Raw genomic sequence first — 23984 nt, 5'->3', positions numbered from 1 at the left:
GTCAGGATGGATCGCCCGGCGTTTCGATCAGCCGGGCGCGGGTGAAGTTCATGAATTTGCCGACCGAAATGCGCTGGGCGGCGAAGACATGCTCGACGCCGAGATGGGACAGGCCGCCCGGCTCCCGCAGATCGGGATGGCCGAGCAGGGCGCGGATCGCCGACAGGCTCGCCGGATCGCGCCAGACCGGCCATGCGAAGGAGAAGCCGTCCTTACTCCAGGCACCGCCGGGCTGGGTGGGCCGTACCCGTCCGGCCCGCGTTTCCGGTGCCAGCGTCAGCGCCGCCAGCCCGACCGCCGCCAGCCGGTTCGCCCCGTGCTGGGTACCGAGCTTGTAGGCCGGATCGGTCGGATTGCCGGCCATCAGGGCGTAGCGGACATCCTCCTCCGGATCCCAGCGGAAGGAGGAGGTGGGGTCGTCGCGGTGCCAGGGGGCGAACAGCGCCTCGGCCAGACAGTCCGCCGCCGTCAGGGTGACGGCCTTCTTGCCGCGCCCCCGCGGCGGCGGCGCCGGTTCGGCCGGGACACGGGCCAGCCGTTCGAGGAAATGCTGATGTCCCTGGCCGAACAGCAGGCACAGCGGCGTCGGATCGATGGGAGCCGTGTCCGGCTTGTCCTCGTCCTTGATCGCGGCGTCGGTCATCAGCGCAGCTAGCAGAATCGCGCGATCCGCTCCGGTATCGGCCGCCTGTTCCAGCAGCTCGCGGGCCTCCTGCCGGGTGTAGTTCAGATCCTTCTGTTTGCCGAAGTCGTGGACTTTAGTCAGCAGGTTAATCCCCTGCGCCGCTTCACCCGCCACCTCGTCCCGCGTGAGCGGGCAGGCCAGACGCAGCACCGGGCGCAGCGGCGGCTTGTCCAGGCTCCAGCAGGCGCGGGGGTGCAGGCGGTCCGCCGCCTCGCGCGCCCGGTCGGTGGCCTCCAGCGCGCGCAGCAGGCCGAGCAGTGCCAGGAAGGCCAGGAGATTGTCGGGTTCCAGCCCGTCCAGCCGGTGTTCGGTGGCGGGATCCTGTCGGGCCGTGGTCATGCCGCGTCTCCTTCCGTCTTGCCGGCCGTCTTGCCGGCCTCATCGCCTTTCCGTTTGGCGGCCTCCGCCGAGGCGCGCTGGTCGGCGAGCCGCAGGATGGCCTCCATCCGGGCCAGCTCCCACAGGCCGTATTTCGCCTTCAGCGCTTCGAACAGGCCGGGCCAGTCCAGCCCGTCCAGATCGAAGCCCAGCGATTGCGGACCATGGCCCGGCGCCAAGCTGGTCCGATTGCCGAGCGCCGCCGGCAGATTCGGCCGCTGCTCCGCGTCCTTCTCGTCACGGTGCGGGAACAGGGGGCGGCCATGGCCGTGATGGGTGCCGATCAGCCACAGGACGAGTTGCGGATCCATGGCCTCCTCCAGCCGGGGCGTTTCCCGTGCCAGCCGCACCGACAGCGCCTCGTGCCGCCAGTGGGGTGGCAGCCCGGCCCGCTCGCGGGCGTCGCGCGGCAGTTTGCGGCCGGATTTCGCCAGCACGCGGTCCGGATCGGCCAGCGGATCGCCGGCCAGCCAGCGCTGAAAGCGCTCATCGATCTTGCCGAGATCATGCAGATAGCCGGCGATGGCGAGATCGGTAACGCGCTCCGGCGACAGCCCGGCGCTGCCGGCGAAATGGGTGGCCATCGCCTCCACCTCTCCGCTGTGTTCGGCCAGGGGCTGGGCGTAGCCGGGCAGCGATCCGGCGATGTCGTCGTCGGTCGATCCGCCGTCCGCCTTGTCGTCCTCCGCCGTCATGTCCTTCAGGCCCAGCGGCGCGACGAAGACGATGCCGCGCGGCTGGTCGCCGTCCTCGCCATAGAGGTCGCGGTGCATCTCCACCCGCCGATGCCGGCCCTTGGCGTGGTCCAGCCGGGTCAGCGCCGCTTTCAATTCCTCAGGCAGGCCAAGCGCAAGAACGGCATCCCGCACCCGTGTCCAGTCGGTGACGCTGCCCGTGTCGCCCAATGCCTGACGCAGGCCGGCGGCGGCGGCATCGGCCTCCGCCTCCCGCTCCTGGCGCTCCTCCTTGTCGAGGAGTCCGTCCGGGGCGGGCAGCAGCAGGCCGGGGGCGACGCGCACGGCGAAGCGGCGTCCGGCGAAGGGCTTCGCCACCTCGGCGGCGACGTCGCGAACGGGGCCGGCTGCCTCGGGGTTCCAGCCGAAGCCGTCCAGGCCGCCATAGCGCGCGGGAACGAGGATGGTGTCACCGGCGCGCAGAGCCGATGGCTCTATCCAGCGGGACCGGTCGTCGTCGCCCGACCAGCGGAAGACCCGCTTCACCGGGGCGTTCGACCGATGGGGCGCGGACTCGTCCGGTTCCGTGGCGGGAAGATCGGCCAGCTGGCCGGTCTCCCGTGCCCCGGTCGTCAGCCAGCGGCGCACCGTCCACACCGGCAGTTCCACCGCCTCGCCGGAGCGCGGCGGCACGAGCAGCAGAAGACGGCGCAGGTCGGCGTCGTCCGGGCGGCCCGGCTCGACGTCGGCCCGCCAGATCACCGACACCGCGTCGGGCTGTCGGCGGGGGCCGTGCAGATAGAGCGAGACCTCGGGATCGCAGGCCGGCACCGGCGCGGTCTGGCTCAGCAGGTCGAGATGGGCCGGCATCAGCACCGGCGCGTCGGCGTGCGGCGAATAGGGCGACGGAGTCTCGGGGGGTGGAGTCTCCTTCAACAACGCATCGAAGGCCGCCGGTCCGAAATCGACGGTGCCGCCCGCCGCCCGTCCGGAGAGCCAGTCCCACGCCGCCTTGATCGAGCGGCCATAGACGGGATCGTCGTAGCGGGTCGAGAGATCCGGCTTTCCAGCGACCACCGCGCCGTGGGCGACGAAGGGCCGCCCGGCCCGGTTCAGCCGGCCGAAGCGCTGGCGCAGCGCGTCGAGCGGTGCCGCCTCGCTGATCAGCCCGTCGAAATCAAGGTCGGCACCGGCTTCCAGGCATTGGGTGGCGACGACGATGGTGGTGCTCTCCAGCGCCCGCGCTTCGTTCTCCGTCCATAGCTGGGTGCGCAGCGGGAGGAGAGTCTCGACCGCCTTCTCGCGATCCGGGGCGCGGGTCGGGCCGATCATCAGGATCGGTTCGGCATCGGCGCCGTTCTCCGCCTCCAGCCGCTCGAACAACTGACGGGCGCGGGCGATGCGGTTGACCACGACGGCCACCGCCGGGCGGTCGATGCCCTGCGCGCGCAGGTCGGCGATGGCGGCCGTCACCGCGTCGGCGAGGGAGCCGACACGCTGCCACTCGGCGGCGGCGTCCCCCTTGGCGTCGCCGTCCTCCTCTTCGACGGCTTCGGCCTTGCCCTTGGGCGGAGCGATCAGCCGCACCGGCTTGGGAGCGTTTCGGCGGGCGGCGAGGATCGGGTTGTCGGCATCCTCCGTGTCCGGTTCGAACAGCGTCGCTCCCTCCTCGGGACGCGGCGTCGCCGACAGCAGGGCCACCCGCCAGGGTGCCGAGACGGCCTCAGGGCCGCCGTTCTTGTGCCTTGCGATCCGGCGGAGCGTCTGCCGGAACGGTTCGGCCAGATGGGCCTCGTCGAGCAAGATCAGGCAATCGGCGCCGATCAGCCCGGCATGGATCGGCTTTGCCGCGTCGGACACGCCATAGCCGCGGAACAGCAATCGCGAGCCGACCTGATCCACGGTGGAACACAGGATGGTCGGCTGGGCCGGGCTGCGCGCCCAGCCATCCTCGCGCGGGATGCCGCCGCGCAGGCGCTGGACCACCAGCGGCGGCGCGTCCGTCTCGCCGGTCAGCTTGCGCAGCCGCTCGGCGACCAGGGTGGTGACGGGGCCCTTCGGCTCGACCAGGGCCTTTTTGATGTCCTTCGCCCGCTCGAAGGCATCGTCCACCACCAGACGGCGGTCGACGACGAAGGCGATGCGCATCGGCGCCCGCCGCTGCGGTCCCCGGTCGGCCTCCAGCGCCAGATGGAAGACGGCGACGTCGATGGCCGCCGTCTTGCCGAAGCCGGTAGGCAGGGCGAGCTGGTCGGGCCATTCGCCGGTTGCCGCCACCTGCGCGGCGAGGCGCCGCTGCCAGGGAAAGGGCGGGTGGCCGTGGATTTCGGTGAAGAAGGCGGTGAAGTGGTCGGCGGTGAGAGACGTCATGACCGCTCCTCCTTGCTGTCCAGCGGGCGGCAAAGGCCCAGGCCGAGGAAGCGACCGGCGCCAAGCAGAACCGGCCCCCGGACCTCATGGGGAAAACGGATCACCGCATGGGTCAGCTGGCGGCTGGCGAGCGCGTCGGGCAGTTTCCAGCGCATCCAGGCCGGGGCGTTGCCGGAGGGATAGGCCGACGGCGCCCCTTCCAGGGCGGAATGCTTGTCGGGCACCAATTCAGCCGGTTCCGGCAACCCGACATTGCGGCAGGCGGCGGCGATCTGGCCGGCGATTTCGATTTGCCGCGCCTCCCCCCGCTCCTTCAGGTGGCGGTCGAGGACGATCGGGGTCACGGTGGCGAAGGTCGTCGCCGCTGTGGTGTAAAGTGCGGGGTCGAGCGAGCGCCGCCTTTCCGGCGGATCGAAGGTGGGGGCGAAGGTCAGGCCGTCCAGCCGCATCAGCCGGCGTTCGCTGTCCTCGTCCACCGGCGCCACCATCCGCAGCGCTTTCAGGAAATCGGGATCCTCGAACAGACCGCTGCCGCGCGGCGGAATGACGGCGAAGCCGAGCGCGTGGCCATCGGCATGGGGAAAGCCGGTGAAGCTCATCGGCACGATGGCGATGTGCGGCGCGCGGGATGGCCCGCGGTCGGGCTGGTGGCCGCTGACCACCTCCGGGATGGCTTCGTTGTTTAGGCCGATCTTGCCGTAGCCGCTGAGCAGGGTCTTGTGGATTTTCTTGGCGACCAGGGCGGCGGCCCGCAGGTCGGGCATCTCGCTATCGCCCGTCCTGGAAACCACATGCTCCAGCAGCAGCCAGCGGTCGGCGAAGACGCCCGCCGTCTCCGTGCGCGGGGTTGCTGGCGGCTTGAACGGATTGCCGGGGCCGGGGCGCTGTTTGGCGTCATAGAGCCGCCGCAACTCGTCGAGCCGTCCCGGATAGATCGTCAAGGTCGGCCAGTGGGCGTTTTCCGGCAGCGGCCCATCCGCCTCACGCAGGAAGCGGCAGCGGGTCAGGCTGGTGGAATGGCCGACATAGGCGGTGTCGGCCGCCAGCGCCTCCAGCGCCGCCATCATCCCGTCGTCGGGGACGGTGTCGGGCCAGTGCAGGCTGACCTTGGAGTTGAAGGGCCGCGCGGCGGGAAAGCGGCGCGCCTGGCGGGAGCGCAGCGACGGCAGGACCGCCTTGTCGCCGGACCGCCCGCTTTCCGCATCGTTGGGCGGAACGAAACGGACGGGTGCGGAGCGGGTGGTGTGGCCGGACGCGACGATGCGCGGCGTCCGCTGTTCCTCCAGCCACTTCAGGGCCGCGGTTTCCTCCGGTCGCTGGCCGCGCGCCGCCCAGGAGGCGACCAGGGCGGAAAACACGCGCGGCGGCTGGGGCGGCCAGTCCGGCTGGTCGGCTTCCGGGCCGGACGCCGCGAAGGCGACGCCCAGCAGATAGTCGATCTCCAGCACCAGGGCAGGGGACTTTGGGGCGGTGGCCGTTGGAGCGGTGGGCGTCGCCGTCATGACGAGGCCCCATCGCCCTCGCCGTCCTCCTCGCCGCCCTTGCCTTCCAGGGCGAGTTCCTGGCTGCGGCGGACGATGGCGACCAGCTTGTCCTGCGGAACCAGCCGGATCGGCTCCTCGGGCAGGGCGAAACCGGCCTTGATCGCCGCCGCCACGGCATCGCGGTAGAGCGCGCGCGCGCCCTCGCGGTCGAGATCGATGGCGGTGGTGGTGCCGTCGGGATGGACCAGCTCCAGCGGCGCCCGGCCGTCGCAGACCAGATCGCAGCGCGAACGCAGCGCATAGCCCTGGGCATCCTGTTCGACGATGGCGAGCAGGCCGAGGGCCGCCAGCAGCGCCCGCCCGGCGGCATCCCGCTCCGGCGAGCCGAAGCGCAGCCGCCGCAGCGCGGCGAAGCTGATCACCACCGTCTGTTCCAGATGGTCGCAAGTGATGCCGAGGGCGGAGATCGACGGCGCGATGTTGCCGTGGTTGATCTCGGACGGGCGGACCTTCTTCGACTTCTTGCCGGCGCCATCGGCCGTGATATCCCAGCCGGCCGGACCCTTGAACACCTCGACCTTGCGCAGCACGCCCAGCGGGTCGATGCGGCTGCCGGTGCGGCGTCCGGCGGTGCGCGGCTCAATCTCGCCGGTGCGTTGGTTCTTCACCCCTTCGACCGGCACGCCGATGGCGACGATCTCCGACACCAGGCAGCGGGCGAACTTGGCCCCCAGCCCGCCGCCCTCGCCGGTGGAATGCCAGGAGCCGAACAGCAGAGCGTTGGGGGAGGTTTCCAGCAGCGCGCTGGCATCCTCTGGCTTCGCCTTGGCCAGCCGCTTGCCGAGCGCGCTGTCCATGAAGGGCTCGTTGCCCAGCAGGCTGTCGCGCAGGATGGCGTCATAGACGCGGTGCGGCGCGTCGAGCGAGGTCAGTTCCGACAGGCCGGCGAGATCGAAGTCCTTGAAATCGACCACCACATGGGGGATGCGCACCATCCCGTCGCGGTGGGCTGCGAGCAGGGACTCTTCCAGCCGGTTCACCTGGGATTGTGGGCTGTCGACCAGCACGCAGGCGATATCGTCGCCGTCGATGCGGCGCCACTCATAGACATGGGTCGGCTGAGCGTTGCGGCCCTCGCCGGGGTAGGTTGGGGGGAAGATCTTATCGTTCCTGCCGCCAACCGGCTGAAGGGTCTGGCGACGGCGCAGGGCGGCATTCTCCGCGACCATGCGCGTGAGCGTGGTGATAGCCATGTCTTTTTCTCCAAAAAACAAGATTATGCGGATGAGAAATCCGTAGGTATGGGCATGCAGGCAAAGAAAATGCCTGTGAGTTGAACGAGACTGTACAGGTTCGTCTAAAAAATGTTATTGACCTGATTGTTGGCTTCTTGAGTCTATTGATCCATTGAGGCCTTTTGAGGTAACTTGAGCGCGCGGCTGGGGCCTCATGTAAGCACGCAATCTTCCTGAAACAGGGTGCCCAGTTTCAGATCATCCCCAGCCGCAATCCTTAAAAAGGTCAGCGCCAACGTTCTCGCGAACCTGCGACATGTTGTGCTATTTGAGAGAATCGTGTAAGATATGCGTCAGCGGGCCTGCGTCATTGCAGCAGCCGGCTAGCTGCCTAATGGCGAGGCCCGCTGACATCAGACTCTTCTGACTTGCATATCTTTCTCCTGTGATGCGTGATCGGGGTGGCGTAGCAACCATTTCCCCCGATCACGCTCTTACGCTAGCGAATCTCAACCTCTCTGACAATAAGAAAGTTTGGCTTAACGCAATCTTCCTCGAAGAGGAGATTAACGCATTTTTCCTGGAAGTGGGTATTCACTCTTTACCTCACCCTGAACACCGGCCCCCGCGGCGCGAAGGGCAGGGGTCTGCCGGCCGGGATCAGCAGGGCGTGGTCGCGGCGGATGGTCAGCCTGTCGCATTCCCCATCGGTGATGACCAGCAGCGGGGCGTCCTTGGGGAAATCCTCGGCATCCTCCAGCAGGTCGATGCCGGGTTGCAGCACGGTGCCGCCGCGTCCGCGCACCGTCAGGCGGCTGGCGATCTCCACCACGTCGAGATAGCCCTGGTCGTAGGCGGCGGCGTCGCAGAACACCACCCGGACATGACGCACGTCCTTGGCGGTGGCGTAGCTGGCGATGGCGCCCAGCGCCGTGCCCAGCAGGATGCGGTCCATCGACCCCGAACTGTCGAGCAGGACGCCGAAGGTGCGATCCTCCACCGTGCCGAAGGCCGGGCGCCGGCTGGGGCGCGGGATGTCCGGCGTGCCGGCCTGACGGCGGCTGGGCCGGGCGAAGCTGCGCACCGTCTCGATCGGGGAGAAGCGCTCGTCGAACCAGCGGCCAAGCTCGACGTCCCACTCCAGCGGGGGATGGGCCAGCGCCCGGATCTCCTCGATCAGGCCGGCGGGGATGGTGCCGCGCCCGCGCTCGCGATGCAGTTCCAGCCCGTCCATCAGCGCGCGGCGGTAGAAGGCGTCGAGGTCGGTCCAGTCGCCGGAGCCGGGCGGCGGCCCGCCCCGGCGCTCCTCCAGCATGTCGCACAGCCCGGCGCCGCGCAGGGTGGCGAGCTTGCGCGCCCGCCGCAGGTCGCCGCACAGCCGGTCATAGACGGTCTCGGCAGACATCCCCTTCAGTTGCGGATCGTGCAGCAGGCCGGCGGGCATCGCGCCGACCGCCATTTCCAGCAGCCAGCCATTGACGACGTAGTCGCAGGCGACGTTCCACAGGAAGGCGTCGCGCCCGCGCCGCCGTGCGAGATGGCGCAGGGCCGCATGCAGCAACTCATGCGCCATGACGAAGCGCAGCTCGTCGGGGGACAGCCCGTGGGCGGGATTCACATAGATCTCGCCGGCCATGTCGCTGACGGCGGCCACCGACACGTCGAGCGAGCGGCAGGCCACCGGATCCTCGATGATGCGGAAGGCGGCGGCGATGGCGCCCAGCAGCGGGAAGCGGTCGATGAACCAGCGCCGCGCCTCCTCGGCGGCGCTGACCTGTTCGGTCTTGGCGTCCAACCGCAGGATGCGCCCGCCGGCCACCGCCACCGCGCGCCGGACCGCCTCCCGCATGCCGTCGACGAAGAGGTCGGCCCAGCGGATCTTGCCGCGCCAGCGCTCCACCGGCGCATCGACCATGTCGGGATGCGGTCCGGCGGTGCCGAGCGCCCATACACTGTCCGGGCAGCCGTGGGCGACCATCCAGCCGTAAAGCTCCGCCTCGCCGGCATCGGGGATGAGGGTCGGATCGACGGTTTCACCGGCGGCATCGCCAGCGACGTCGGCGAAAATTCCGAAGCCGTCGAGCAGGCGGCAGACCACCACATCGCAGGCGGCGTTCCACAGCCGGGGATTCGCCTTGTCCTGGAAATGCTCCATGCCAAGATGCAGCAGGGCATGCGCCACCGCCCGCGCCCACTCCTGCGGGGTGCCGCGCCGGGCCGGGTTGCAGACGATGTCGCCCGCCGGGGTGACGACGCACCAAGCGGCGGCGCCATAGGGCCAGGGTCGATCCTTGCTGCGGATGAGGTGGGCGGCATGCAGAAGCGGCGCGGTCAGCGGATGCCCGGCCAGGAGGGCGACACCGTCCCGGAAGGCAAGGGTCGCCGGATCGGAGACGGTCCTGTCGGCGCTGCGGCGCTTGCCCATCGCCGCCTCACCGGGCCTGCGCGGCGAGCCGCGGCAGGTCGCGCACCACCTCGGCCAGGAACCAGCCGGGAATGCCGCGGTCATCCTCGTCGGCGGCGACGACGCCCTGGGCGATCTCCAGGCTGATGGCGGCGAGGCTGCGCAGCAGGGCCTTGGCGGCATGGGCGAGTTCGCGGTGCGGCGGCTTGATGCCCGCCGGCTCGGCCGGCAGTTCCTTGACCAGATGGGCGCGGAAGGACTGGGACAGGAAATAGAGGACGTCGCGGTCGCCGGGCGCGTCCGGCCAGCGGATTTCTCCCTTCAGCAGCTTGGCGACGTCGTAGCGCAGACGCGACTGGCGCAGGAAGGCGCGGAACTGGACGGCATGGGCGGGCGACAGGCAGCCGGCGGCGAGAATGCCGACCCACTCGTCGGTCAGGGCGTCGCCGAAGGCCGCCATGGCGTCGGACAGCGCGTGCCAGGAGCGCGGGGTGGAGAAGGGCTCCTCGCTGCGCGGCGGGCGGCTCCACAGATGGTCGGGGCGGGCCTCGACATAGCGGATGACCTGCTCGTGCACCGCGTTGCGCCGCGCCCAGTCCAGCCATTCGCGCGCCGACGCCCGCAGCTCGACGACGACCAACCGGTTCAGCAGGGCGCTGGACAGCGGATTGACGAAGGCGGCGTCCTCGGCCCGGTTGCCGGCGGCGATCACCACCGACCCGGCCGGCAGCACGTAATCGTCGATCCGCTTTTCGAACACCAGCGGATAGAGCGCCTTCTGCACCTCCTTGGAGGCGTTGGGCAACTCGTCCAGGAACAGGCAATAGGGGGTGTCGCGCGCGATGCGGGCCGGCGGACAGAAGCGGGTGCGACCATCCTCGATGCGGGGAACGCCGAGCAGATCCTCGGGCAGCATCTGGCTGCCGAGCAGGGTGACGCAATCCAGCCCGACAGCGGCGGCGAAGTCGGTGACCAGGCTGGATTTTCCGATGCCCGGCGGACCCTTGATATAGACCGGGCGCACCGGGGCGACAGCCAGCAGGAACTCGGGCAGGGTGGCAGGGGTCAGAGCGATGGGCGAGCCGGGGGATGATTCCGGCGAGGACGTGGACATGGAGGTTCCGGTTCAGGAAGCGGGATGGTCGGCTATGCCCACCGGGTTCTGCGGCATGGGGCCGCGCACCAGACGGCGGAACAGCCGGTCGGCTTCGGCGGCAAGGGCCGCCTTTTCGGTGGGGCCGGGGTCGGAAGCGGTCGCCGCCATGACCTCGGAGGCGATGAAGGCGTCGAGAACGGGGATCCGTGGGCCTTCGCCGATTTCGGACAGTTGCTGCTTGCGCGCCAGCAAGCCGCCGATCGCGTCGCGAATCGCGGGAGAGAGGGAGAGGCCATCCATCAGCGCGCCGAGCGCCATCGGCAGCCGGTCCGCCGGCCGCGTGCGCAACCAGGCCAGCGCGCAGGCCGGACGCACGCCGTAGAAATATTTCTTCAGCCGGACCCGGTCCTGACCATCGATGTGACGCCTCAGGCTGCTGGAGGCCAGGCTCCGGTAATGGTGGATCGCCGCCGTCCGGTGCGCGACCCGGCCGGCGAACGCCTGCACCAGATCCACCGATTCCTCGTCCGCGCGGTAGCGGATGGGCGAGGCCAGCCATTCGAACAGGACCGGATTCGCCTTGCCCAGCAGGGAGAGCGCCTTGCTGATGTCCCAGCCGTTGATGTCGAGATCGTCCTCGATGGGCAATTCAATGACATCCCGCTCCCTGGTCAGGCTCAGATAGCGGTCGAGCGGCCGGACATAGAGGAAACGCACGTCATAGTCGCTGTCGGGTGATGCGAAGCCCCAGGCGCGGCTGCCGGATTCGACCGCCAGCAGGATGCGGACGCCGCTGTCCAGTTCAATCCGGTCGAGCTTGGCGCCGATGCGCTGGCGGACGGTGGCGGGGATGCGATCGAAAGTCATGGGCAGGCTCTACAGGCTGGAAGCGGTCCGATGGCACACTTACCGCGTTGAGGTGTCTGATTCGGTCAGGTCTTCTTGCAGGATGCACGGATGGGTGGCGTGCGAGGGACGGATAAACAAATCCGATATCGGATGCAATTACGCCGATGGTCAAGGGTGACCGATTCTGTCCATGGCCGCCGTCATCATGGCGGTGACGATGAGGCACAATGGTGGACGCGATGGCGAAGGCGCTTCCCGACCGGTCCTGCTCGTGTGTGGATGCCCCCGGTTAAGCAAGAGGAATCTTCTGACATTGTAGGGCGTGCCGGGCATTCTATCGGTCGTGTGTCAGGCCTCATGATGTGGCCTGACAAGGCCACGGGCCGGTATGCTGTTCGAAAGATGGAGCCCACATCGGTTCAGAGAGCTGTGACGCTCGCGCCCCCGGGACTGGATCTCTCCATCTGAACATTGAAGTCCTTGCCGCCTACACCGTCAGCCGATCTTCCTGCCCGGGCCGGATGGCCCGCAACGCAATCCGTCGGTCGCCTTTCGCGTCCTCCGGATCACGCTGTCCGATAATCCTGTTGCTTGACCACCATCGCCCAGATGGCGCGCGCCATCTTGTTGGCCAGGGCGACGGCGGCAACCATGCGTGGCTTGCGGGCCAAGAGACGGCCGAGCCAGTTGTCCGGGTTCGTGCCGCGTCGGCAGATCCATCGGATGCAACTCATGGCGCCGACGATCAGCAGCTTGCGGATGTCTTCCTGTCCCATCCTGCTCATGCCGCCCAGCCGGGTCTTGCCGCCGGACGAATGCTGCTTCGGTACCAGCCCAAGCCAGGCCGCGAAGTTCCTGCCGTTGGAGAAGGTCCGCAAGTCAGGCGCGAAGGCGGCAATGGCGCCGGCCGTCACGGGACCAACGCCTGGAACCGTGCACAGGCGCCGCAGAAAGCTATCCGTGCGGGACGCCAGTTGCAGCTGCTGAACCAACTCGTCGATCCTGATCGTCAGAGCCGCAATCTGTTCGAGGTAAAAGCGGGCCATCTCGCACGACTGCCGGCAGGTCGGTGCCCTCCTCGCGGGTCGCCTGCTCCAACCGCTTGACATTGGTCGCTCCGCCGGGAGCGATCACCCCGAATTCCGCCAGATGGCCGCGCAGAGCATTGATGAGCTGGGTGCGCTGTTTCACGAAACACTGGTGGGTGCGGAAGGTGACGGCGCGCGCCTGATGTTCGGCGCTTTTGACCGCAACGAACCGAAGGTTCGGGCGGCGTGCCGCTTCCGCGATCGCCTCCGCATCGGCGGCATCGTTCTTCTGCCGCTTGACGAACGGCTTCACGTAAATCGGCGGAATGAGCCGAACCTCATGACCAGCCGCAAGGCCAATGCGACCCCAATGGTGGCTGGTCGCACAGGCTTCCTTTCCCTGGCGACACGAGTGCCGCCCCCTCTGCCATCGTTACCGCAGCATGGGCTTCAGGTTGTCCCGGTAGTCCATAGGCTTGATCCGACGGGCGGTTTTCCAGCCCGAGGAGGATCAAGCCTGTGGGCCCACCGGGGCAACCGGGGGGCAGCCTTCGTGTCGCCAGGGCGGCAGTTCTAGGGCGCGCCTGACAACTGCATCCTGGCATACTCCGATGCCGACGAGAGGGGGCATCCACACCATCAGTTCACCCGGTGAGCGACCCAACTCCTACACCACGCTCAAGGGCACGATCGGATTGCTGCCTTGGGCGAGGTCAGAACACCTTCACATACTGCAGTCCGAGTGATGGCCCCTTGATCGCATTCTTGTTGATAACGGGCAGGTTGAGATTGACGTTCAAGAACGACTTTTCCGAGATGCTGATATGAGCGCCTGGACCCATGGCCAACATTTCAGCTTTGCTGTCCGCAATTGATACGCCGTTCAATTTATTCTCGGTGAGTTGCTTGTAATAGAAGCCGTTCAAGCCGAGCGCCAGTGACGGCAAGACCCTGTACGAAGCGGCGAAGTTGACCCAGCCGACCTGTCCCGCCTGCCCGTTGTCGAACTTGAAGCCGGGGATGGGGGGCGGGTTGGGGAACTTGTCCGTGCTGAAGTTATGCATATAATTGAATCGCATAGAAACTTCAGTATTTTCCGTTGGCAGGTAGGTGGCGCTCAGGTACGGTATGAGCGACCAGAATCCGGAGCCTTGATTAAGGTCCTTGTGTTTGTCAAAAGCCCCTGTTGGCGCGATGGCATCGATTTCAGCCCTCCAGGAGAAGACGGGGCGGCCTTCGTCGATGATTGGGTTTCCTTGCAGATACGTGCCAAACGTGAGATCGCCGACATTGAAACCATTGTCCCGCAGCTTCAGTCCCGGCGAATCGAAGCTCGTCGCAAAATTGACCAATGGAACGAACAGGTTGAATCCGAGTCTCGTCGGTCCGACCTCCAACGGGGTCAAGTACGAGAACTGAGATACGAGAACCTGTGTGTTGACCTTGGGGTCGTTGAAGGCGCGGGACGATTTGCCTTTGGCGTCCGTGATGTCGTTGCCGAACGTAAAGCGCGGAAAGGCGACATACACGAATCCCGTCTCGCGTGGACCGAAGCCGTCGAAGAAGCTGGTGCTTCCGAGATTGATTCCGGCCGGCGGCTTCACCAGATCGGGCAATTGCTGCGCGATGGCCTTCGAAGCCACTGACGACATGATCAGGGTTGCCGCGATGATGAACGCGTTGGCGATCATGGTGCGTGCTGCGTCTCTCATTGATTGACCTCCATGCTTCTGTTTTTATCGATCAAGGGTTCCGGAAACGCGATGGGGCGGGTTATTGTTGGTATTATTTCCGCCATATTTCCGGTTATGTCAGGGTGTTGTTTTGCGAAGCGTTTTTCTGCTTACTTATTCATCCGCGGGCAGATGACGAAGCCCGCGCAAAGCACGGATCGGGACGAGATGCAGCTCGATCGAACGCGCTTGCAAGCCGGCCCCGATCCACGCATCGGGCGTCAATCAAACCGTGTGGAGTGGTGTAAAGCAGCCGCCTACAGGTAGGACGGAGGAGCGATGAAGCCGCCAAGCTCCCGCTCGACCAATTGAGCGAACCGCAGAGGCGTACGGTCCTCGCAATAGGGTCCCATGATCTGAACCCCCATCGGCAGTCCGTCGATAAAACGTCCCGTCGGCACGGCAGTCGCCGGCAGATTGGCGACGACGGCCATCGACGGCCAATGCAACCCGTCCCAATATGGAATCGGCCGGCCATTGACCATGTGCGAGCGGGATTCTCCGACGGTGAACGGATCGCTGCCGCCGTCACCGCGGCGATCATGCTCGTAGGCGACGGTCGGGAAGGACGGACAGATCAGGACATCGTAGCGTGAATAGAAATCGCGCCACGCGCGATAAAGAACTTCGCGCTCATGCATGATTCTATAATATTCATGATGGCGCATCTGAAGGACACGCCCCATCCGCGCCAGGTACCCCGAATCCTCCGGGGGAAGTCCTGCGGCCGTATCAGCAAGCATTTTCAGGATTTCCGGAGGCATGCTGCTGGCGCAGATCGACATGATGATGTCGAAGTACAGATCGGCCGATGCCTTCCAGTCGTAATCCGGCCGCGCCTTCTCGTCCACCGTGACTCCAAGCTTGCGGAGATCGTCGACATAGGAGCGCATCGCGTCAAGGCAACGGGTGTCGACGGCATAGGCGCTGTCGTCGGCCCACACGGCGACCCGGAAATCCTGTAGACGCTCGTGACGGCTCGCCGGAATGGCGAGGCGCGAGGCGGGACGTTCCAACTCCGCCGGAGCGACGATCAGGTCGAGCGCAAGTTCGAGGTCCTGCGCCGAGCGTGCAAGCGGACCATTGACCCCAAACTCGTAGCGGATGAGAGTTCCCGGCATGGGCGGGACATGTCCGTGCGCGGGCACCAGACCATAGCTGGGTCGGTGACCGTAAACACCGCAGAAATGAGCGGGAACGCGGATCGATCCGCCGATGTCGCTGCCGAGTTCCAGCGGGGAGAAACCCGCCGCCAGCGAGGCCGCCGAACCGCCCGAGGATCCGCCCGGCGTGTGTCCGGTGTTCCAGGGATTGTTGGTTGAGCCGTAGACCGGGTTGTAGGCCTGCCAATCGAAAGCTCCGACGGGCACGTTGGTCTTGCCGAACACGACGGCGCCAGCCGCCTTGAGCAGGCCGACGGCATGCGCGTCCTGGCGCGGCCGGTTCCCGGCAAGGTGAGGGAAGCCGCAGGTGGTCGGCATACCAGCGACATCAAAGGCCTCCTTGATCGTCATCGGCAGCCCGTGCAGAGGCGGCAACTCCGTCTTGGACCGATTGTCGGCTTCACGGGCGGCGCACAGCGCGCTTTCGACATCCTTGACCACCACGGCGTTCAAATCGCCGTCGAGGCGTTCCACCCGCTCCAAGTGATGTTGCAGTGCTTCGACCGCGCCAATCTGCCGGGTGCGAAGCAACTTCAGGATCTCGGTCGCAGACTTGAAGTGTATCGGCGTTTCTTTTGCGCTGTTCGATGTTTTTGTCTGCACAAAAGCCTCCTGCAAATGATTATGAACTTTTATCAATGATCATCTGGCGGTGGCCGTCCCTTCATCTACCATATGGTATAAGGGTGCAAATTTAGTTTCACAAAACCATAGCCTTTGACTGGACAATGCCGGTCCCTGACAGAAATGATGCCCGATGATCGGCATCCCAGGAGCTTGTTTTGAGAACTCACACCGAGGGTGTGGAGCATTGACATGATGACTGTTTTGTCGGCGCAACCTTTCAGAGTGCAGAGCTTCCGAAAGACCTGGACGATTCGGCCCAACGCTGCATTGTCGAAACTATCCAGCCATCCGGCCTGTCCCACCCCCCTCTCACACCGGCATCAGTACGATAACCGAACAGTCGAGCTCTGTTATATTTTTGTTGATCGATGGATGGGGATCCGCGATATTACAGTGGTGAACGTCAAGGCTTCTTCAAGATAAAGAAACCATAGTTTTCCCAGCCTTTTTCGTCGGAATTATCTATTTTCCGCCGGAATATGTCGAGGCTTTGCAAAATGATGCCAAAATATTATTGCACCTTGATTTGCAGCCATCGGATCGTCGGGCCTGAGGGAAGTGTTACACGGCTTCGATGTGGCTCTCCGATCTTCCGCCTTTGCCAATCCGTCTTGTGCCGCTTGAAATACGAGAAACGGCGGAGTGAAGTCTGAAATTGTCTGGAGGTTAAGTGGTGGACGCTATTCCAGCCAACAGTCACGCCATCAAACCCGGAGACACATTCCTTTTGCAACTCTATGCTTGCTCCAGCGCTCCGTCGGAGTGGCACAGTCTAATGGATCGGGTATGTGCCGAATTCGAGGTCGAGCATGCCCTTCTTCAGGAATTCCGCGTGAATGGAAAGAAGGTTGAAACAATCTGGCAGGTCTATGATTCACGGACCGACATGGAGCGCTACAGAAACCTGATCAGAGATGAAGGAAATCCGCGCATCGACGCCAGGAAAATATCGGCCGGCGTAGGACGGATAGTCTCGGATTATGATTTATTCTCACAAGACGAGGAGTCCGTCAGGAGTCAGCTTCAGGAGCGCATGCGGCTGATGGGGTACGGCCGGTTTCTCGGAGGGGCCTTGTGCCTTGGAAAAGATCATTACATGGGCCTTTCACTGTATCGCCGGCCGGACGACGCCAATGACTATTCCGGCCGCCAGATAGAAGGTCTCGCGGCAAAGGTCCCCCATTTCGCCCAAGCCATGCAGATTAGCCGGGTCACGATGAACCGCCTTGCGGGGGAGCGTCTGGTGCAGAGCTATCTGGAACGCATGCCCTGCGGTCTGATCATTTGCGACAATTCAGGTCACGTCCAGTGGCTCAATCAGAGAGCGCGTTCCGAGATGGCGGAGGGACGAGGATTGCAGCTCCGCGAAGGACGGTTGCATATGTCTCATCCTGTTGTGCGGCAAAAATTGAGCGATGCCCTGTGCCGTCAGGGTGAGTGCGTCGCGCCAACCTTCCTGGCGCTCGATATCGATGGCTGTCGTTGGGAACTGTCTTTCGACAGGTTGGATCAGTCGAGCACGGCTGGCGCTCCTCTCGTTCTGATCGGCCTCAGCGGCGACCGCTCCGTGAGAATGGTTCCGGCCGAGGCGTTGGTCGCCCTGTTCGGACTGACCGCGGCGGAGGCAAGTCTGGCCAGCGCCTTCGTCTCCGGGCTGACGTTGGAGGAATATGCGCAACGCCGTGGAGTCGGGTTGGGAACAGTCCGTTTCCAGATGAAGCAAGTTCTGGCCAAGACGGGGACTAACCGGCAGGCCGATCTCGTCCGCCGGGTCCTTTGCTCGGCGGCCGCTCAGCTTGTGGTCCCGATCTGAGGATTTTCTCATTGCTTCGGTCCGTTTCCCGGAGGAGTAAGAAGCTGTCCGGTAAAAGGTGGATCGAGTTTTTGGCTAATTTGGGAGGGCTTTTGCGAGGCGGCGGAGTAAAATTCGCCCCATCGCCATATAAATAAAAGCTTCGTCTGTTTTCGGTAGACGTTCGTAATCGACGACGAAGCGGCGGTTTGTCAACAACCAAGAAAAGCATCGCTCAACAACCCAACGTCGCGGCAACACGTGAAAGCCAGTGAGAACTTCGGGTGGTTCCTGGCCGGGTGCACACCAGAAGCCGCGAACGCCGGTCCACCAATGCTTGACGACTTCGATCGTCCAGCCGAGGTGACCTTTTGCCCACGCCTTCAAGCCTTGATAATGGGTGTCGGACCACACCAGAACGAGCCGCGGGAACAGGAGGTGGAGCCAAGCGAGCAGGAGCATCCCGCCCGCCTTATCGTGGAGATCAGCGGAATGAACCACAACCTTGAGTAGAATGCCCTCGGTGTCGACCAGGATCTGGCGCTTGCGGCCTGTGACCTTCTTGCCGCCATCGTAGCTGCGCGGTCCGCCGATTTGGGTCGTCTTGACCGATTGGCTGTCGATGACGGCGGCCGACGGCTGGGGATCACGCCCCCGACTCACGCGGTAACGCTCACGTAAGGCCTCATTGATCCGCTCCCACTTGCCAGTCTTGCGCCATTGGCTGAAGTGATCGTAGACTACGCGCCACGGCGGCAAGTCATGCGCCATCATCCGCCAAGCAATTCCGCCGCGCAAAACATAGAAGCAGCCGTCCAAGATCCGGCGCAGATCATAGATCGGCTTCCGTCCCCGCCTTTCGCTCTTGGAAAAGAGAGGTGCGACGACTTCCCATTCATCGTCGCTGAGGTCAGACGGATAGGGATCGTGTGGGCATGGCATGACAGGCCTCCACCACCGTAAAGGGATATCGGATCAACACTCCCGGCAACGCCCCGTTGCCCGCAAAAAATTCGAGCCCAATCTCGTCAATATTTTACCGGACAGCCTCTCAGTCCACATCGGGGATGCACGGTTGTTTTTGGCGAAACCCCTGAATCACCGAAAGGCCACGCTGTCGAGCTAACCGGCTGATACCACTCAACTTAATTTCGGATCAGACTCTCACCAAAGAGGCTTGTGAGCGGGTGATCTGATCGGATTCGGTTCGAGTACTGATCATGGCCACATAGAGTTGGTGATGAACCGGCAGCGCAAACAGAGAGGGCGGAGCCATCTTGGCCCCGCCCTCTTTGCTCGCTCTCCGCTTCCGGAGAGGGATACCGTCGTCTCCGATGATAGGACGGTTAAAAATTTCTCAAACTTAGGATCCGGTTTCTCATTCTTTGCTTAATTGACCAAACAGGGTGGATCACACGTCCAGGTTCGACACCTTCAGCGCGTTGTCCTGGATGAACTCGCGGCGCGGCTCGACCACGTCGCCCATCAGGGTGGAGAAGACCTCCTCCGCCTGATCGGCGTGGTTGACGCGGACCTGCAAAAGCGAGCGCTTGCTCGGATCCAGCGTGGTTTCCCAAAGCTGGTCCGGGTTCATCTCGCCCAGGCCCTTGTAGCGCTGGATGGTGACGCCGCGGCGGCCCAACTCCATCACCACGTCGAACAGCGCGACCGGACCGGTCAGGGCGCGGGTTTCCTTCTGCTTCTCGAAGGCCTGGCCGGCGGTGCCGAACACCCGCTTCAGGTCGGCGGCCAACCCGTCGAGGCGGCGGGCCTCGCCGCTCTTCAGCAGGTCGGTGTCGAACAGGTGGCGGTGGGTGACGCCGCGCCGGGCGCGGATCACGGCATAACCGCCCTGGGGCAGCGCCTCGCCGCGCCAGCCGCCGTCGGCGTCCAGCGCGTTCATCCGCTCCGCCACCGCCTGCGCCGCGGCCTCCGCCGCCGCCTTGTCGTCGGCCAGGGCGGCGGACAGGGTGCCGGCGACCGCCGCCTGCTCCACCACCATGGCGTTGCCGACCTTGCGCGACAGCGTGTCGATCGCCGGCCGCGCGGTGCGGGCCTGCTCGACGAGGCTGGACAGCTGCTCGCCGATCAGCAGAGTGCCGTCCGACAGCCGGACCGACAGGTCGCCCAGCGCCGCCTCGACCAGATATTCCTCGAGCGCCCGGTCGTCCTTCAGATAGCGTTCCTTGGCGTTGCCGCGCTTGATGCGGTAGAGCGGCGGCTGGGCGATGTAGAGATAGCCGCGCTCGATCAGGTCGGGCATCTGCCGGAAGAAGAAGGTCAGCAGCAGGGTGCGGATGTGGCTGCCGTCCACATCCGCGTCGGTCATGATGATGATCTTGTGGTAGCGCGCCTTCTCGGCGTTGAACTCGTCGCTGATGCCGGTGCCCAGCGCGGCGATCAGCGTGCCGATCTCCGCCGACGACAGCATCTTGTCCAGCCGCGCCCGCTCCACGTTCAGGATCTTGCCGCGCAGCGGCAGGATGGCCTGGGACTGGCGCGAGCGGCCCTGCTTGGCCGAGCCGCCGGCCGAATCGCCCTCGACGATGAACAGCTCCGACAGGGCCGGATCACGCTCCTGGCAGTCGGCCAGCTTGCCCGGCAGCGACGACATGCTGAGCGAGCTCTTGCGTGTCATCTCGCGCGCCTTGCGGGCGGCCTCGCGGGCGGCGGCGGCCTCCACCACCTTCTGGACGACGCGGCGTGCGTCGGCCGGATGCTCCTCGAAATACTGGGCCAGCGCCTCGCCCACCACCGCCTCGACGACGGGGCGGACCTCCGACGAGACCAGCTTGTCCTTGGTCTGGCTGGAGAATTTCGGATCCGGCACCTTCACCGACAGGACGCAGGTCAGCCCCTCACGGGCGTCGTCGCCCGACAGGTTGACCTTCTCCTTCTTGGCGATGCCGGATTCGGCCGCGTAATTGTTGATGGCGCGGGTCAGCGCCGCGCGGAAGCCGGCGAGATGGGTGCCGCCGTCCTTCTGCGGGATGTTGTTGGTGAAGCAGAGCGTCGTCTCGTGGTAGCTGTCGTTCCACTGCAACGCGCATTCCACCGTCACCACGCCGCCATGCTCGGTCGGGCGCTCGCTCTTCAGGGTGATCGCCGGCTTGTGCAGCGCCGTCTTGGAGCGGTCGAGCCAGCTGACGAAGGCCTCGAGGCCGCCTTCGTAATGCAGGTCCTGCACCTTCGGCTCCACCCCGCGCGCGTCGGTCAGCAGCAGGCGGACGCCGGAATTGAGGAAGGCCAGCTCGCGCAGCCGGTGTTCCAGCGTGGCGAAATCGAACTCGATGTTGGTGAAGGTCTCGGCCGAGGGCATGAAGGTGACTTCGGTGCCCGACAGCGGCTTGCCCTTCTCCGGCACCATCGGCGCCTCGCCGACATCGGCCAGGGGCGCCTCGGCGTTGCCATGGCGGAAGCGCATGCTCCAGGTCCGGCCGCCGCGCCAGATGCGCAGATCCAGCGTCTCCGACAGCGCGTTCACCACCGAGACGCCGACGCCGTGCAGGCCGCCGGAGACCTTGTAGCTGTTCTGGTTGAACTTGCCGCCGGCATGCAGCTGGGTCATAACGACCTCGGCCGCCGAGACGCCTTCCTCCGGATGGATGTCGGTCGGGATGCCGCGGCCGTTGTCGCGCACCGTGACCGATCCGTCGGCGTTCAGCACGACCTCGACCTTGTCGCAATAGCCGGCCAGCGCCTCGTCGATGGCGTTGTCGACCACCTCATACACCATGTGGTGCAGGCCGGACCCGTCGTCGGTGTCGCCGATGTACATGCCGGGGCGTTTGCGCACGGCATCGAGCCCGCGCAGAACGGTGATCGACTCCGCCCCATAGTCCGCCTGCTGGGGCTCCGACTGCGGGAGGTCGTTCTTCAGTGCTTCCTGTGCCATGCGTCGACTATAACAGATTCGGTTGCGGATTCGGCGGTTTAGCGTGCGTCAGCATGCTTTTTTTCCGGGCCTTCGCCCAGCTTTTCGTCCCTATCCGGGGCGGATGTGGGCGTCTTCGATGCGGAAGCGGCGGGCATCCTCGCCCAAGGGGTTGAAAATCCCCTCGTCGGTGCCGGTCATCCAGGCCTGGGCGCCCAATGCCAGGATTTCGCCGAACAGCGCGGCGCGCCGCTCGGGGTCGAGATGGGCCGCGACCTCGTCCAGCAGCAGGATCGGCGCGGCGCCGCGTTCGGCCGCCAGCAGCCGGGCGTTGGCCAGCACGATGGCGATCAGCAGCGCCTTCTGCTCGCCGGTGGAGCAGAGCGCCGCCGGCATGTCCTTGGGCGCATGGCGGACGGCGAGGTCGCTTTTGTGCGGCCCCAGCGTGGCGCCGCCGCCATCGGCGTCGGCCCGGCGGCCCAAGCGCAAGGAGTCGCGCAGCGAATCCTCCGCCGCCAGCGCCGGCCCCTCGTCCAGCCAGCGCTCCACCGTGCCGGCGACGGCGAGGTCGGCGGCGGGGAAGGGGCCGATCGAGCGGGCGCAGGCGGCGCGCAGCCGCTGCACCACCTCGCGTCTCGCCGCGGCGACGGCGATGCCGGTGGTCGCCATCTGGTCCTCCAGCGCGCCGAGCCAGCCCTCGTCGAAGCGGCCGTCGCGCAGCAGGCGGGCGCGTTCGCGCAGGGCATGCTCGTAGCGCGACAGCCGGCCGGCATGGGCGGGATCGAAGCCGAAGACCAGCCGGTCGAGGAAACGCCGCCGTCCGCTCGCCCCTTCGAGGAACAGGCGGTCCATCTGCGGGGTCAGCCAGACCATGGCGACATGCTCGGCCAGCGCCGTCTGGCCCTTGGCCGGATGGCCGTCGATGCGGACCAGCCGGCGGTCGCGGTCGGAAGCGCGGTTTCCGTCATGTGGTTCGCGGCCGGTGCCGATCTCCACCGGTCCCAGCGGGGTGTCGAGCGTCGCCGCCACCGCCCAGCCGGCGCCGGGGGGCGAGCCCAGCCGTTCGACCTCGGCCAGCCGCGCGCCGCGCAGGCCGCGGCCGGGAGCGAGGAAGCTGACGGCCTCCAGCAGATTGGTCTTGCCGGCGCCGTTGGGCCCGATCAGGGCGACGGGGCGATGGTCGGGCTCCAGCCGCACGGAGTCGTAGCCGCGGAAACGCGTCAGCGTCATCCGCCGGACGGCCAGCGCCGGTGCCAAAGGAGGGGGCGCGGCGGACGCCGGGGTACCGCCGCTCATCGAGACTGCCGTGTGCTGCAACTGGTCCGTTCCGCCAGGGGCGGGGAGGATCCCCGCAACCCCATCACACGCGCATCGGCATCAGGACATAGAGCGCGGTGGAGTCGGCGACGTCGCGGATGATGGTCGGCGACGCGGCGTCGGCCAGCGTGAACTGGGCGCCCTCGCCCTCGATCTGCTGCGTGATGTCCAGCAGATAGCGGGAGTTGAAGCCGATTTCCAGCGGAGCCTCGGCGTAATTCACCTCCAGCTCCTCGGTGGCGCTGCCCGATTCCGGGCTGGTCGCCGACAGGGTCAGGGCGCCGCGCACCAGCGACAGCTTCACCGCCCGACTCTTCTCGGTGGAGATGGTGGCGACGCGGTCGACGGCGGCGGCGAACAGCTTGGCGTCGACCTCCATCACCTTGTCGTTGCCGACCGGGATCACCCGCTCATAGTCGGGGAAGGTGCCGTCGATCAGCTTGGAGGTGACGACGACGCTGTCGAAGCCGAAGCGGATCTTGTTGTCGGACATCGACAGCTCGATGCGGTCGGCGGCCTCGTCCACCAGCTTGCGGATTTCGGTGACGGTCTTGCGCGGGATGATGACGCCGGGGATGCCCTCGGCTCCATCCGGCAGCGGCATCTCGACCCGGGCCAGCCGGTGACCATCGGTGGCGACGGCGCGCAGCACCGGCGTCTCCAGCCCGCCCATCTTGCTCTTGGCCGCATGCAGATAGATGCCGTTCAGGTAATAGCGCGTCTCCTCGGTGGAGATCGCGAAGCGGGTGCGGTCGATCAGCCCGCGCAGGTCGGCGGCGGGGACCGAGAAATTATGCTTCAGGTCGCCGCTGGACAGCTGCGGGAAATCCTCCACCGGCAGGCAGGACAGCTTGAACTGCGAGCGGCCGGCGCGCAGCGTCAGGATGGTGCCGTCGCCGCCGATGTCCAGCTCCACCTGGCTGCCGTCGGGCAGCTTGCGGACGATGTCGAACAGGGTGTGGGCGGGGGCGGTGGTGCCGCCGGGGCGGCCGACCGTCGCCGGCACCGTCTCCACGATCTCCAGGTCCATGTCGGTGGCGGCCAGCGACAGTTCGCCGTCGCCCGCGCGCAACAGGACGTTGGACAGGATCGGAATGGTGTTCCGCCGCTCGACCACACTCTGCACGTGACCCAGGGAACGGAGAAGGGCGGCGCGTTCGATGGTGATGTTCATGCTGGCGTCGTCTCGGCGGGAGGAATGACTTTTTGGCGGGCCCACCGGGGTTGCGGGCCGTTGTCCGGCCGTCCCGCCCCGAGCGGGCGCGCATCATACCA

The 23984-nt window shown here is 66.0% G+C and carries 16 protein-coding genes; 1 reads left to right on the top strand and 15 read right to left on the bottom strand.

Going from position 1 to position 23984, the window contains the following annotated elements; translation table 11 throughout:
• Window position 1 precedes the first annotated feature (1 nt).
• The 11 genes from AZL_RS14620 to AZL_RS14575 form a co-directional block, all read right to left on the bottom strand.
• Window positions 2-1024 (bottom strand): type I-G CRISPR-associated protein, Cas3-extension family, encoded by a 1023-nt coding sequence (locus AZL_RS14620; RefSeq protein WP_012975295.1) that lies wholly within the window; start codon window positions 1022-1024, stop codon window positions 2-4.
• Window positions 1021-4107, bottom strand: coding sequence for a type I-G CRISPR-associated helicase/endonuclease Cas3g (gene cas3u, locus AZL_RS14615; RefSeq protein ID WP_012975294.1), 3087 nt, complete (start codon window positions 4105-4107; stop codon window positions 1021-1023). The genes AZL_RS14620 and cas3u overlap by 4 nt, the downstream gene beginning before the upstream one ends.
• Window positions 4104-5609: a type I-G CRISPR-associated protein Csb2 gene (gene csb2, locus AZL_RS14610; protein WP_012975293.1), complete on the bottom strand. Its 1506-nt coding sequence runs from the start codon at window positions 5607-5609 to the stop codon at window positions 4104-4106. Before csb2 ends, cas3u begins: the two co-directional genes overlap by 4 nt.
• A complete protein-coding gene (cas7u, locus tag AZL_RS14605) occupies window positions 5606-6844 on the bottom strand; it encodes a type I-G CRISPR-associated RAMP protein Csb1/Cas7g (protein WP_012975292.1) in 1239 nt (412 codons plus the stop codon). The genes csb2 and cas7u overlap by 4 nt, the downstream gene beginning before the upstream one ends.
• 583 nt (window positions 6845-7427) lie before the next feature.
• Window positions 7428-9251: a vWA domain-containing protein gene (locus AZL_RS14600; RefSeq protein ID WP_012975291.1), complete on the bottom strand. Its 1824-nt coding sequence runs from the start codon at window positions 9249-9251 to the stop codon at window positions 7428-7430.
• Window positions 9252-9258: 7 nt separating this feature from the next.
• The gene (locus AZL_RS14595; RefSeq protein ID WP_012975290.1) at window positions 9259-10344 is read right to left on the bottom strand and encodes an AAA family ATPase; all 1086 of its coding nucleotides are present in this window, start codon (window positions 10342-10344) and stop codon (window positions 9259-9261) included.
• Between the two features lie 12 nt (window positions 10345-10356).
• Window positions 10357-11193, bottom strand: coding sequence for a nucleotidyltransferase domain-containing protein (locus AZL_RS14590; RefSeq protein ID WP_012975289.1), 837 nt, complete (start codon window positions 11191-11193; stop codon window positions 10357-10359).
• A 548-nt stretch (window positions 11194-11741) separates the two neighbouring features.
• The gene (locus AZL_RS37620; RefSeq protein ID WP_197540139.1) at window positions 11742-12221 is read right to left on the bottom strand and encodes an IS110 family transposase; all 480 of its coding nucleotides are present in this window, start codon (window positions 12219-12221) and stop codon (window positions 11742-11744) included.
• Window positions 12130-12516 carry an IS110 family transposase gene (locus AZL_RS37615; RefSeq protein ID WP_012975287.1) on the bottom strand — a complete coding sequence of 129 codons (387 nt, stop codon included), beginning with the start codon at window positions 12514-12516 and terminating at the stop codon, window positions 12130-12132. The genes AZL_RS37620 and AZL_RS37615 overlap by 92 nt, the downstream gene beginning before the upstream one ends.
• Before the next feature lie 400 nt (window positions 12517-12916).
• Window positions 12917-13894, bottom strand: coding sequence for a SphA family protein (locus tag AZL_RS14580; RefSeq protein WP_197540138.1), 978 nt, complete (start codon window positions 13892-13894; stop codon window positions 12917-12919).
• A gap of 299 nt (window positions 13895-14193) precedes the next feature.
• Window positions 14194-15702 (bottom strand): amidase, encoded by a 1509-nt coding sequence (locus AZL_RS14575; protein WP_012975285.1) that lies wholly within the window; start codon window positions 15700-15702, stop codon window positions 14194-14196.
• Window positions 15703-16399: 697 nt separating this feature from the next.
• Here AZL_RS14575 and AZL_RS14570 point away from each other — a divergent pair.
• On the top strand, window positions 16400-17539 hold the full coding sequence (locus AZL_RS14570; RefSeq protein ID WP_012975284.1) for a helix-turn-helix transcriptional regulator: 1140 nt from the start codon (window positions 16400-16402) through the stop codon (window positions 17537-17539).
• A 75-nt stretch (window positions 17540-17614) separates the two neighbouring features.
• Here AZL_RS14570 and AZL_RS14565 read toward each other — a convergent pair whose 3' ends face one another.
• From AZL_RS14565 to dnaN, 4 genes are all read right to left on the bottom strand, one after another.
• Window positions 17615-18460 carry an IS5-like element ISAzs16 family transposase gene (locus AZL_RS14565; RefSeq protein ID WP_012975283.1) on the bottom strand — a complete coding sequence of 282 codons (846 nt, stop codon included), beginning with the start codon at window positions 18458-18460 and terminating at the stop codon, window positions 17615-17617.
• 469 nt (window positions 18461-18929) lie between these two features.
• On the bottom strand, window positions 18930-21413 hold the full coding sequence (gyrB, locus tag AZL_RS14560) for a DNA topoisomerase (ATP-hydrolyzing) subunit B (RefSeq protein WP_012975282.1): 2484 nt from the start codon (window positions 21411-21413) through the stop codon (window positions 18930-18932).
• 90 nt (window positions 21414-21503) lie between these two features.
• Entirely contained in the window at window positions 21504-22688 is a 1185-nt protein-coding gene (gene recF, locus AZL_RS14555) for a DNA replication/repair protein RecF (protein WP_012975281.1), read from the bottom strand.
• A gap of 64 nt (window positions 22689-22752) precedes the next feature.
• Window positions 22753-23883, bottom strand: coding sequence for a DNA polymerase III subunit beta (gene dnaN, locus AZL_RS14550; RefSeq protein WP_012975280.1), 1131 nt, complete (start codon window positions 23881-23883; stop codon window positions 22753-22755).
• Window positions 23884-23984: the final 101 nt, after the last annotated feature.

Source organism: Azospirillum sp. B510 (assembly GCF_000010725.1).
Lineage (GTDB): Bacteria > Pseudomonadota > Alphaproteobacteria > Azospirillales > Azospirillaceae > Azospirillum > Azospirillum lipoferum_B.
This window is presented reverse-complemented; position numbering and strand designations above follow the sequence as displayed.